We start from the raw sequence: 12541 nt of genomic DNA, 5'->3' as shown, positions 1-12541 counted from the left end.
CAGTTACTACCCGATAGGTAACTTCTCATTTTCATTCCATCATTAAAATAGCAGTGTTTTAGTTAACTTAAATGAAAATAATTCAAAATGAACAAACTAATTCCAGTAGGCATTTGTGATGCATACAAAAGAGTATAAAAGACAATGAATAAAAATAAATCTATTTGGGTACTGGAGCAATCTTATTAGCCACAATGTTTTGGGGAATGACCTTTGCATTTATTAAGGATGCCGTTGCGACACTAACTCCATTTAATTTTTTGTTTTGGCGCTTTGGTATTGCCAGCGTCTTATTACTCCTTATTTTTTGGCAAAAAATAAAATTCAATCAGCAAACCCTATTTTATGGCACATTTTTAGGTCTGTTATTGGCTGGCACAGTGATATTCCAGACCATCGGCTTACGCTACACCGCTGCCTCGACTGCAAGTTTTATCACAGGACTGTCAGTTATATTAGTTGCCCTTTTCGAGTCGTTCCTCAATAAACAATGGCCCTCCATCTATGTCGTTGCTGCCGCTTTAATTGCCTTGGTTGGTGTTGGGTTAATTACGCTTGCTGATGGATTTACATTGAATCAAGGTGATGTGTGGGTTTTATTGTGTGCTTTTTGTTTTGCAGGTTATATTTTATTCGCTGGCAAAGCCTCCCGGATTCACCAACCAATCTCCTTAACTTTCATTCAAGCAATTTTTGTTTGTATCTTAGCAGGAGTTGCCAGCTTATTTACTACAAAACTTGCCATTCCCTTACAAAGTAATGTTTGGGTTGCTATTTTATTTTGCAGTATCTTCGCTTCAATTTTTGCTTTTTTGCTGCAACTCCAATTCCAAAAATATGTCAGCTCGACCAAGGCAGCAATTATTTTTTCTCTTGAACCTGTATTTGCAACAATAACAGCCGCGATTTATTTGCATGAGCAATTAACCATCCAATTTTACATTGGTGCTTTAATGATATTTTTTGCAATTTTGCTATCAGAGAAACGAGCGAAACAAAAAGTAATTCCGCAAGAATAAACGACTTGGAGGGTCAGGCCTTGGATCGTGAATTTTCCATTAAAAGTTGATTCATAATTCCAGGCCTGACCCTATAGGTGTTTTCAAGGAGGTATCTATTTCCTTCCAGGAGAAAAAATTTTCAAAATTCCTAACCCCATAAGCCGGTCTTTGAATCAGCTTCATCTTCATATTATCTTCCGAAATTTTGTTGGCGTTTTGTAAATGCGGCAAATGATTTTAACAATTCCTCCTCATTAAATTCCGGCCACAATATAGGAGTATAATAAATTTCCGAATAGGCAATTTGCCATAACAAAAAATTGCTCAGTCTAACTTCCCCTCCTGTTCTAATGACTAACTCGGGATCTGGAGCTTCTTGAGTCGCCAAAAATTTGGCAAAATCTTTTTCATCAAGGTTCTCAATATCTAATCGTTTCTCAAGCACTTGCTGAACAATTTGTTTGGTCGCATTGAGAATGTCCCATTTCCCTCCATAATCCAGAGCAATGAACAAAGTTAAACGTGAATTTTGTGCTGTTTTTTTCTCAACCTCATCGAGCATTTTCAATAATTTTTCATTTAGTCTTTCTTTAGAACCAATAATACGTATTTTGATACCTTTGCTATGAAAACGTTCTACATGATGAGATAAATAGGAAATTATAAACTTAAGAAGATGAGATGATTGTTTTTTTTGGGTTCTTTGCCAGTTTTCAGTACTAAAAGAAAATAAAGTAAGATATTGGATGTTTAATTCGATACAGGTACACAAAACATTCCATGCTGTTTTAGCGCCAATAATATATCCTGTAATTGCGGGTAAAAACCGGTTTTTGGCCCAACGACGATTTCCATCCATAATAATCGCTAAATGAGAGGGGTATTTCATCTTCATGATAATCTCTTTAATTGACCAAAAGAATGAATAAACTGTTTGCTTTCTAAGGCAATATCTAAAACTTGAGAGAGCCAGGGAGTGAATACTTGAGGGCATTCTGCCAATTTTTCTTGTAGCTTATCGATGCTTATCCAGCAATAATTATCAACCTCCAGAGGATTAGGATGAACGCTCTGCTCAACCCAATAACCAATTAAAACATGGTCTATTTCATGCTCAAACATATTATTATTCAATTCGGCAAAATACTGAAATACTCCTACTTCAAACAATGTTACTTTGATACCCATCTCTACAAGTACTCTTTTCGTTGCATCCTCAAGTAAATCCTTGTCGGGTTGCGGATGACTGCAACAGGTATTAGTCCATAGCCCTCCACCATGATATTTGCTATGGGCACGCTGTTGGAGAAGGAGCTCGATGAGGTCTCTATTTTTGCGAAATACCAATATTGAATAAGCCCTATGGAGTTTCCCTTCTTGATGGGCAGACAGTTTATCCATTATTCCTATACAGTTATCTTGTGGATCAACTAAAATAACATGCGTGTTTTGCTCTTCTAATGTATTAATTGACATAACTTTTATCCAAATCATGATCATAATTGATGCAAGAAAGCCACTGTTTTTTCTATCAATTCACTCCAATAAAGGCAATTAATGCAGCGACTTGCATACTAATCATAGAAATCTGAAGATGACTAAGACGCTTTTTCATCAGAGGCTTATCTGTTTGATTGTTAAATAGACACAGCTGTAAATAAAATGAATAAAACCCAGCTAAAAGCGCTAAAACAATAGAACTGTAATTTACAGTTTGGGTAATGCTATAGACACCAACGGTCGCAATGAGCAAAGAAAGTAGAACCGCGCTGCAGGTAATGAGAAAAGTTAACTTAACCCCTAACACAATAGGAATGGTTTTTCGTCCACTTATTTTATCTCCCTTGATATCCCGCACATCATTCAATGGTGAAATTGCCCATGAAATCAGGAACGCCAAGGCCAAGAAGGGCCAAATTTCCCATGAGAAATGATTCGATGCGGCAACACCTACAAGAGCTGCCAATACAGAGGCTACAGCAGTGGCTATTGTTTTAATTAAGAAATATGTCTTGAGGTGTATTTTCGGATGGGAGTAAGTGAACGCTAATAATAAACTAAACAATCCAATGAAAAGATTGTAGATACTCAGATAAATTCCTAAGATTAATGCACTGCAAAGGCAAAAAATAGAAACAATCAATATAGTACGATATAAAGTGACATCATAGGTAAAACTGGTCACCTCATTATTCATACTGTCTTCTTCAAAGTCATTCAAATCATTGTAGAGATAAGTCCCAAATCCAGCAAGATAAACGGTTAAAACAACCAAAATACTGGTCGATATTTTATAATCAGCTCCAGCAGAGGCCAAATAAGTTAATAAAGCAAAAATAGGCCGATAGATTACTACTATGCGGGATTTTATTAGTCTGATTAGTGTGGTAGTAAAATTGGTTATGGGGAAACTGCTGCTCATGGATTTCATAAAAACCTCCAAATATGCCTTTCAAGCACTTCTTGATGACTGACTAATAAATATAAAAATTTTCTGCACTCCTCTACATCATTGATGCTGGCTCGTCTTTTTTAGGTGAATTTAGTGTCAGCGGATGTAATTGAATAGGAAAATCAGAAGGAGGCGGTTTTTTCCATAAACTTAAAACATGCCCCCCATAACCTGAACCAACTACTTTGCAGGCCAATGAATACTGTTTTAATTGCTGGATGTGATTATGGAGTTGGGGAGAAACCAAGTCCCACTCATAAAAGCATTCATTGCCAATTGATAATCCTTGGGCCAAAATTTGCAAACTCTGATCATTTTTTTCTTCTAATGCACTTTGAATTAAGCGAACGGCTTGGAACATTTTCTCATAGATAATTTCTGATTTTTGCGGATTTTCTTTTTTTAATTCCTGGACTTTTTTTACACAGGAACCAGTAAAACTGCTTTCATTGGAGGAAGAAATATAAAAAAGAGGCTCCCACGCGATGTTCATCGCACATATTTCACGATTAGGGAAATATTTTATAATGTTTTTAGCCGTTACACCGGCAATATCTACACCACTACTTTGTTTATGAAACATATTTTCCAGTTCTACCGCAAATTGAAATAATTCAGAACGAGGTAATAATCCTTGATAGATAATCCACTCTGTGATGGCTACGCATAGGGCAGCGGAAAAACCTAGACCTCCGCAAGGAGTGATGGTTGATTTAATATCAAAACTACCTGTAATTTTATTCGGATCTTTTTGTAATAGCTCATATGCTTTATAGATTGCTGGCCATAATACAATCCCAAAAGAATTACTCTCTTCAGCAGAAATAAGATGCGTTGCTTTTATATTACTAGGCTCGTAACTCAGGGTTAAACTGTACTGATGAAATGGAGCAACAATCGCATAGCCGCGTTCAAGAATAAGGTGTTCACCAGCTAAAATGCATTTTGCGGGTACTTTAATTGTGAAAGTCATTCCAGTTTCTACCTTTTCATTTTTTATTTATTGCATAAAAAAAAGTATAGCTGATTAATTTTAAGTTTTATTGCTGCATGAGCTGAATTAATGCTCAATTATTTAAACACTCAAAATCATGAATAACCCTCGCAATTGGATTTTAATTATACATATTGATTAAAATGTGTGCTAGATTTATATTACCCTTAATTTTCTAGATGATGTTTATGTTGGATTTTAAAGTCTGTATTCCTGCCAAATGCATATTAAGCGGAGAGTTTATTAACAACCAGAAAGGATATGCAATTATTAGTCCATTTGAGCGCTATAAATTAGTTCTCAAATATTATCCTAATGAGATCAAAACCATCAATACGATTACTGGAGAGGGATTTAATTCCATCCAGATTATTCTATGGTCTGTGATAAGCCGGGCTTTGGAATTGCTCGGTAAGGAATGCTCTTTATTAACAGGATATTTTGAATTAAATTGCAATATCCCTCCGTGTAATGGATTGGGTTTTTTTGCTGCTCTTTATTATGCCGTGGCTGAGTGGCTGGTTTATTATGGCCTCATGCAAAGAAGTAATTTGTTTGAGTTTACATTAAAACTAGAGAGCTCACTCAGAGTAAACAGCAATGGCGCCGATATTGCTGGAGTGATGTCACCCGGCCTCATCATGTATTTATATTCACGTGAAATTAAACAATTACACCCCACATGGCACCCACATCTTTACATATCAAGTACCCAAGAAACCACTATAAGTGACGATTGCATGCAAAAAATTAATGAAATGAGATTACTGGAACCCTCTAAAGCCGCTCTTATTGACGAAAAAATGATAACTTCATCTATCGAGACTAGACATGCTTTGGAAAGTAACCAAAAGTACAGATTATTCTTGCTCGCTGAGGCACTTAATCTTGCGAATGAATGTTATTTCGAATGGGGACTCATATCAGAACGCGTTAAGAATCATATAGATATGCTTAAAAAATATGCTTTGGCTTGCAAAGTTATCGAGGCTGGTTATGGAGGATACGTTCTAAGTCTATGGAAACAAGAGCCTACGGTCGATCTGCCATTTAAGTTGTATCGCGTGAATATCTAAATTTATACCCTCAAGTCATTTGTGTCGTTTTGTAAGGAGTAGCAAGGTGAATAAAGTTGGTTTTTCTTCAATAGGGCTTCATTTTCCACCAATTTTTCTTTCTGTCGAAAATCTGGCAAAAATACGAAATGTAGATCCCGAAAAATACACAATTGGGCTGGGGTGCAGAAAAATTTCACTTTGTCCTAAAAATATAAGCGTGGTTGACTTGGCTGTTGAGGCAGCAAAACGTGCCCTTTCTCGATGGGGGGGTACACTTGATGATATTGGTCTCATAGCAGTGGGAACGGAATGTGCCCCGGACATGAGTAGGCCTTTAAGTGCATTTGTAGCAGAGAAATTAGGAATTCAAGGTGCCGTGCGATCCTATGAAGTCAAACATGCCTGTTACGGTGGAACATTAGCTATTAGGCAAGCTTTAGAGTGGAAACTAGCGAATATCGCACCGAAAAAAGCTGCGTTGGTGATTGCTGCTGATATTTCTCTCTACAAAGTCGGCGATCCCGGAGAGCCCACACAAGGGGCAGGTGCTGTAGCCTTTATCATTGATACTCCCGATATTGCTGCCATAGATCCCGTATCATACCCTTTTAGCGAACCAGTATTTGATTTTTGGAGGCCGGAGTATGAGCCATTCCCGTCAGTCAATGGTGATTTTAGTCTTGAATGTTATAAAAAAGCCGCGCGTACCTGCTTTAAGGCACTATGTATTGATAAAAACGTCCAGTTTGACAATTTGTTTGATATGTATAAAGCACTTTGCTTTCATGTGCCCTTTCCAAAAATGGTAAAAAAAGCTTTTGCAGACCTATGCCATTCATCTGGAATGGATCCTGAGCAATGTGAACAGCTCTTCCTGGAGAAAGTTAATCCTACAATGGAGTGGAATTCTTTAACAGGTAATTCCTATACGGCCAGTTTATGGGTTTCTGTTGCGAAAACCTTATGTGGCTTAAATGCTGGTGATCAAATCACTGCTTTCTCCTATGGTTCAGGTTGTGGGGCAGAATTGCTGGTTCTGACGGCAGGTAAGCTGGCCGCAGAGAGTAATTGGTATGAGGATGTGAAAAAGGATTTGGAAAACAGAAAAGAAATTAATGCAGAAACCTACATGCAAATGCGTAGTCGCGCTAAGAAGGAAACCCTCTTAGTCGAATCCCTAATAAAAGGATGATGATAATGAATTGTCAGTTATCGGTACCTGCAAAAACCTTTATTTTGGGAGAGTATCTGGTCCTTAGAGGTGGGAAGTCGATTCTGCTGACTTCCCATCCATCCTTTGTCCTGAATGTTACTAAGGGAGAAAATAAGACCCGTATTAGGTGTAAGCATATCCATAATGAAAGCCCAGCAGGTGATTTTATTAATCGTCACCTTAATTTTTATCAGAATTTTAATCTTGAGTTTTTTGATCCCTATAAGGGAATAGGAGGATTAGGCGCTTCAAGTGCGCAATTTGCCCTGATATACGCCCTTAAAATGCAGTTGAAAAAATTGGTAGATGAGGATCTGTTCCATGCTCTTGAGGCATATTCTCACAGCGCCTGGAATGGTGAAGGTATTGCACCAAGTGGTGCCGATATTATTGCTCAGTTAAAAGGCGGACTTTGTTTATTTCATCCAGAAAAACAAACTATCAAGAACATGGAATGGCCATTTAGTTCACTGGATTATTGCCTGATTCACACGAACAATAAGATTGCAACACACAATCATTTAAAAAGTCTCGATGGGCTGGATGTCAAGGGATTGGCCAATATCGTTGAGGATGGTCTAAATAGTCTCGAAAAAAAGGATGCCGGGCTATTTGCTGAAAGTATCAGAAGGTATCGAGAACGTTTGGAACAAAAACAATTAGTTCTTCACGAAACGCAGATGATTGTGAGTCAAATTGAATCTCTATCTTTTGTTTTGGCTGCAAAAGGCTGTGGTGCTCTATGTGCCGATATAATTTTTGTTTTATTGGAATCTGAGAGTAAAGAATTTTTTAGGGCATGGTGTACGAAAAAGAATTTACGGATTATTTATTTAGGACAGGAACTTGGTAATGGGCTTAAATGGAAATGTTTTTAAGATATCGAGTTATATTAGATGAACAATATTGGTTTAAATAGTAAAAATATATGGGAAGGTTTTTCCAAGTTAACTAAAAATGAAAAACTTGAAAGACTCATTGAAATGGGTTTTTTGGATCCCCAGTGTGTCGATGAATTGCAACATGGAGCAACGATTAAAGAGGAGCTGCTCGAAACATTAATCGAAAACCCGATTGGCTGGTTTGGGATTCCATTAGGAGTTGCGGTTAATTTTTGTATCGATAAGAAACATTTTATTATTCCAATGGTGATTGAAGAACATTCTGTTATCGCGGGTATCAATAAGGCAGCTAAGTTTATTAACCATCATGGGGATTTGAGTACCGAAACGCTAGGGAGGCACGCAATAGGTCAAATTCAATTTGCATCTCTTCGTGATCCTGTTCATTTTGAGAAAAAAATTAATGATAAGAAAGAGTTTTTTCTCCACCAGGTCAATCAAACCGTACTCAACTCCTTAATCAAGCGTGGTGGTGGAGCTTCAGACATTATTGTTCGTACCATAGAACGGCCAGATAAAAAAATTATGGGTATTTTACATGTGTTAATTGATCCAAGTGATGCAATGGGGGCCAATAGAATTAATCAAGCCTGTGAGTTTTTGCGAGAGCTAATTGAGCTGCACACCCATGAAGAAGTAACCATGTGCATCTTGTCCAATTTGTCTGATCACAAAATCACTGCTGCTAATGCAGTAATTTATGACATTGATCCAATCTTGGGAAAACGCATCGAAGAGGCCTCCTTATTTGCTCAAATAGATCCTTATCGAGCTGCCACAAATAACAAAGGGGTTATGAATGGCATTGATGCCGTATTAATTGCTACAGGCAATGATTGGCGAGCGGTTGAGGCCGGGGTTCATGCTTATGCGGCCAGGAATGGACAATACAGTTCGATTACAAAATGGGAAATGCGTGAAGGGAATTTATATGGGCGGCTTGAGGCTCCAATTCAATTGGGAACCGTAGGAGGGGTAACGCAAATTCATCCGATTGCTAAAATTTGTCTGGGGATACTTGGGACCACTCGTGCAGATGAACTTGCCCGAGTTGTTGCGGCTGTAGGGTTGATACAAAACTTTGCTGCATTAAATGCTCTCGTTTCTGATGGTATTGTTAATGGCCATATGAAATTGCATATAAAAAATTTGGTTTTGTCTGTAGGTGCGCAAAAAGAAGAGATACCTCTTTTAAGTCAAATGCTGCTGGTTAAATTAGAACAAACCCATTGTGTTAACGAGACTGATGCACTCGAAATCCTAGAGAAAATAAGACTAAGCAATTCGGGAGCTTTCTAGGAATCGCTCCAGTGCTTGGAGAATTAAGATTGGCTTTTATCCGTTTTTTGTATCGTAACAAGAAAATGGTTGATAAGGTGGAAAAACATGATGAATGCAGAAATTTATCTTAAGGAATATCAAACACGAATTAATCATTTCCTGAGTCATGAAGCCTGCTTATTACCGGCAGAAAACAGACAACCCTCTGAGCTGCATAAGGCGATGAGATATGCCGTATTAAATGGAGGAAAGCGTATACGCGCCGCTTTAGTCTATGCTACAGGAGAAGCGCTAGGTGCTGATTTTGATGTGCTTGATCAGATTGGTTCTGCTATTGAAATGATTCATGCTTTTTCTTTAATACATGATGATTTACCTGCATTAGATAATGATGATCTACGTCGGGGTAAACCTTCATGTCATAAAGCATTTTCTGAGGCTACTGCTATATTAGCTGGTGACGCGTTACAAACCCTGGCTTTTGAAACTATTGCCAGTTTGGATAAAAATAAAATCAAAGCTGAGATTGAACTAGAGATGATTAGGCTCCTGGCGCGAGCAATTGGGTCTTTAGGGATGGCTGGAGGAGAAGAGCTTGATATAGAGATGAAGGATAAGGACGTAAATTTAAATGATCTGGAAAATACTTATAAGTTAAAAACCGGATATTTACTTACTGCGAGTATTTTACTGGGTGCCTTAGCCGCAAATTGTCATGACAAAAAAATTTTAAATAATTTACACCAATTTGGAAATTATATCGGATTAGCATTTCAAATCCATGATGACATTATTGGAATTGAATCGGATACCCAGACTTTAGGTAAACCTCAAGGTTCGGATCAAGAAAGAAATAAACCGACTTATCCAACCCTAATTGGGATGCAAAAAGCAAAACAAAAAGAAAACGAGATTTTCAATAAAGCCTTAAAGCATTTAAAAAAAACCGGGATTCCTGTTCATAAACTGGAGGCGATAGCTCGTTACGTAGTAGATAGAAATTTTTAGAATTGATCCAACTTCATTCTCATTTAATGAAAAGAGGTAAACCCAACAACTACCGCTCATTGCTGCACTAAATCACCTACCCCAATATCCGACTGAATTGTATCTTTCAGGGAATAAAATTACTCTAAGAGAGAGTCTAAATCCTGGGTAATGCATAGGAACATGTTCTAAATTCCTCACTTTCATGATTTCAAAAATGAAACCATCTGCAAGTTCAATAGTACAGATACTCTCAACCAACGGAACGATACGTTCTTGTGCCGCTTGAATATTTCTTGCAAGAAAATCCAAATCAGTTGTTTCTCGACCAATTTACACTAACTGCGCTAAAAGAAATCCTCCTTTAAAGACCAATTGATCATCCAAATTAGACTTGGCTAACCGTGCGAGAAATCGCTCTAATGCCAGTGTTTTGCAAAGCTCCTGAAATGTCTTTTCCTTTATTGATGCTAATTGCTTCAGTTTTGCTTTAAGCGATTGTGCATTCATATCGTCATCGCCAACAATTAAGGAGCAACATCAACGCGCAGTTTCTTTGCATCGAGTGGCAACTTTCGGGAATCAATTGGACTTGGAGGGTCAGGCTTGGATCGTGAATTTTCCATTCAAAGTTGATTCATAATTCCAGGCCTGGCCCTGAGATACATAGCTAAGCTATGCACACAATAGAAATGGGAAAATACGATTACATTGTTTTGTAAAGGAGGTGTTCCATAGGTTCAGGTGCCTTGGTAGAGACTAATTGCGGTGTATTATACTTGGTGGTGAACTCGCTAACCTTAAACATATAACCGGTCCCGGTTTCATTTTTCACCATCTCGATTTTTGCTTTTATTTCGGCGATCGGAACGATATTGTTTTCTGTTTCGCCTGTAACTTCCCTACCACATTGCTCCATGGTTTTCGCCAGTTCATCGTCATTAAGCTCTATCAAAGAAATTCCATCACTAGCCATCGCAAAAATTCGTTGCGGACTATTTGTGTCACTAGGATCCGCATAAGAACACGAGAGAATTTTCAAATCAACGGTTGCATAGAGTGTACCGTTACTGTCTTTAGACCAATTAATGTGTCCTGTAGTTCGTCCACGTTCTAAGCCTTGAATATTACCCTCAGTCAACTTGGTTGTATTAGTAAATTCTCGCAAGAGGCTGCCATGTAAAAATTGACCACCAAAATGATAAAGTTTATTTGCTCTTGAATGAGGTGTATCAATCTTATCTCCAGCAAAATTTTCTATGGCTTCTAGAAGTATTCTGTCGTGATGATCATCCACATTCCCCGGAATAATCGCAGCACCATATATTGTAACTCCTTTTCGGACAAGATCTTTAATAACCGTATACTTATCGCTCGTTTCCTCTTCTTGAGTGGATGTTTCTATATCATAAATAGCTTGTGACTCTTTGAGATCACTTGGGCTATAAGTAATTTCGCTGCAGGGAATTTCACCTTGCGCATGAAAATTGGCCAATTCATGATAACTGATTAAGACATCATGGGTTTTGAGAAGTAAACGAAATAAAGCAGAGTTTTCTGGTATTGAAATTTGAACATCTTTTTTCTCCGAGGGGCGTTCATCCACTTTCTTCTGTTCAATACCAATGTCTTGAGAGGTCCGATAGCGATTTTTATCTAACCAGTGCGCAAAAGAAACTTTTTTAGAAGCTGCATGAGTAATAGTTAAATGTTCTAAAGCTTGCAACGCCTCAGCCAATTCGCCAATAGTCATTGGCTGTCGATCAAGTGCTATCAGATTAAAAAAGTGATCAACAGCTGTTAAGCTACCGCCGCTTTTAAAAAAACTCTTCTCTTGACTATTTATAATCAACTTTCTTAAGTTATACCATTCACTTGCAATCTGTGCGAGTGCGGTTTGCTCTGTTCTCATATCATTGTTTCTCATAAAAATTGATCATTATGCTTATTTTATGATATAAAAATTAAGTGCATATTAAATTGAAGAGGTTCATCTTAGGACTTGAGATGAAAAAACTCCTAAGTTCCTCTAATTTATGGATATTTTTGTGTTGTTGCTACAGAACTATTCCTAGATAAATTTAACATGATTAGGAAGTTTGCCGATTCATTCGGTTGTGTCTGCTCTGAATTTGCCATTTTAAAAGGGAGAATAATATGTTTTTTAACCCAACACCCAAAAGAACTAACGAAGATGAAAAAGTACATTGTTATTTCATTCCAATCGTGGAACAAATAAAATCCAGTGATTACAATAAAACATACATCTGGAATTTCGCGAAAGAAACCAATATCACACGCAAATTTTATTCTTCTCCCGAGGTACTCGCTCGCATGGAATCACGACGCTTGGGTCCACACACTGTCTTATCTTGCTATAAAGTCTCATTGACCGAAGCGCAACACCAACAATTAAGAGCAGTTAGTGGTAGAGATAATGTCTTTCTAGGCTCTTTGAATTTTAGCTGCACTGATATTGAAAGCATGATCCATTTTATTCAAGGCGAGCAACAGGAACATGCGAATCCTTTCTATGAACAGAATACCGCTTTAACACACCCGGCTTGTGCTGCCTAACTAATAAAACAAAAAATATATTACGAACGTAGGGAAAGAGCCAAGTTTGGTATATCCTCCGCACTTCCTGGCTGGT

14 protein-coding genes are annotated in these 12541 nt (G+C 37.7%); 7 read left to right on the top strand and 7 right to left on the bottom strand.

The window, feature by feature from the left end; all coding sequences use genetic code 11:
• The first annotated feature begins 164 nt into the window (after nt 1-164).
• Nucleotides 165-1019, top strand: a complete 855-nt coding sequence (locus OQJ13_RS12580) for a DMT family transporter (protein WP_265711162.1) — start codon at nt 165-167, stop codon at nt 1017-1019.
• A gap of 172 nt (nt 1020-1191) precedes the next feature.
• On the opposite strand, the gene uppS is transcribed toward OQJ13_RS12580, so the two are convergent.
• The 4 genes from uppS to OQJ13_RS12560 all read right to left on the bottom strand — a co-directional run bounded on the left by uppS (nt 1192) and on the right by OQJ13_RS12560 (nt 4426).
• Complete coding sequence (gene uppS, locus OQJ13_RS12575; protein WP_265711161.1) at nt 1192-1896, bottom strand: polyprenyl diphosphate synthase; 705 nt, start codon at nt 1894-1896, stop codon at nt 1192-1194.
• Entirely contained in the window at nt 1893-2477 is a 585-nt protein-coding gene (idi, locus tag OQJ13_RS12570; protein WP_265711160.1) for an isopentenyl-diphosphate Delta-isomerase, read from the bottom strand. The genes uppS and idi overlap by 4 nt, the downstream gene beginning before the upstream one ends.
• 55 nt (nt 2478-2532) lie before the next feature.
• Nucleotides 2533-3432, bottom strand: a complete 900-nt coding sequence (locus OQJ13_RS12565; protein ID WP_265711159.1) for a UbiA family prenyltransferase — start codon at nt 3430-3432, stop codon at nt 2533-2535.
• A 73-nt stretch (nt 3433-3505) separates the two neighbouring features.
• On the bottom strand, nt 3506-4426 hold the full coding sequence (locus OQJ13_RS12560) for a mevalonate kinase (protein ID WP_265711158.1): 921 nt from the start codon (nt 4424-4426) through the stop codon (nt 3506-3508).
• A gap of 209 nt (nt 4427-4635) precedes the next feature.
• Here OQJ13_RS12560 and OQJ13_RS12555 point away from each other — a divergent pair, with 209 nt between their 5' ends.
• The 5 genes from OQJ13_RS12555 (at nt 4636) to OQJ13_RS12535 (ending at nt 9909) form a co-directional block, all read left to right on the top strand.
• Complete coding sequence (locus tag OQJ13_RS12555) at nt 4636-5523, top strand: mevalonate kinase (protein ID WP_265711157.1); 888 nt, start codon at nt 4636-4638, stop codon at nt 5521-5523.
• Between the two features lie 46 nt (nt 5524-5569).
• On the top strand, nt 5570-6697 hold the full coding sequence (locus OQJ13_RS12550; protein WP_265711156.1) for a hydroxymethylglutaryl-CoA synthase family protein: 1128 nt from the start codon (nt 5570-5572) through the stop codon (nt 6695-6697).
• 5 nt (nt 6698-6702) lie between these two features.
• Nucleotides 6703-7596 (top strand): hypothetical protein, encoded by an 894-nt coding sequence (locus tag OQJ13_RS12545; RefSeq protein ID WP_265711155.1) that lies wholly within the window; start codon nt 6703-6705, stop codon nt 7594-7596.
• A gap of 18 nt (nt 7597-7614) precedes the next feature.
• Nucleotides 7615-8919: a hydroxymethylglutaryl-CoA reductase, degradative gene (locus tag OQJ13_RS12540; RefSeq protein ID WP_265711154.1), complete on the top strand. Its 1305-nt coding sequence runs from the start codon at nt 7615-7617 to the stop codon at nt 8917-8919.
• An 87-nt stretch (nt 8920-9006) separates the two neighbouring features.
• Entirely contained in the window at nt 9007-9909 is a 903-nt protein-coding gene (locus tag OQJ13_RS12535) for a polyprenyl synthetase family protein (RefSeq protein ID WP_265711153.1), read from the top strand.
• 72 nt (nt 9910-9981) lie between these two features.
• On the opposite strand, the gene OQJ13_RS17095 is transcribed toward OQJ13_RS12535, so the two are convergent.
• The 3 genes from OQJ13_RS17095 to OQJ13_RS12525 form a co-directional block, all read right to left on the bottom strand.
• Nucleotides 9982-10221 carry a nucleotidyl transferase AbiEii/AbiGii toxin family protein gene (locus tag OQJ13_RS17095; protein WP_416209925.1) on the bottom strand — a complete coding sequence of 80 codons (240 nt, stop codon included), beginning with the start codon at nt 10219-10221 and terminating at the stop codon, nt 9982-9984.
• Nucleotides 10222-10398, bottom strand: coding sequence for a hypothetical protein (locus tag OQJ13_RS12530; RefSeq protein ID WP_265711152.1), 177 nt, complete (start codon nt 10396-10398; stop codon nt 10222-10224).
• A gap of 196 nt (nt 10399-10594) precedes the next feature.
• Nucleotides 10595-11815: a hypothetical protein gene (locus OQJ13_RS12525; RefSeq protein ID WP_265711151.1), complete on the bottom strand. Its 1221-nt coding sequence runs from the start codon at nt 11813-11815 to the stop codon at nt 10595-10597.
• Between the two features lie 230 nt (nt 11816-12045).
• On the opposite strand from OQJ13_RS12525, the gene OQJ13_RS12520 reads away from it, so the two are divergent.
• Nucleotides 12046-12465 (top strand): hypothetical protein, encoded by a 420-nt coding sequence (locus OQJ13_RS12520; protein WP_265711150.1) that lies wholly within the window; start codon nt 12046-12048, stop codon nt 12463-12465.
• Nucleotides 12466-12541 lie beyond the last annotated feature (76 nt).

This window comes from Legionella sp. PATHC035 (assembly GCF_026191115.1).
In the GTDB taxonomy this organism is placed as follows: domain Bacteria; phylum Pseudomonadota; class Gammaproteobacteria; order Legionellales; family Legionellaceae; genus Legionella.
The sequence above is the reverse complement of the archived record's forward strand: the minus strand, read 5'-3'. Positions and strand labels throughout refer to the sequence as shown.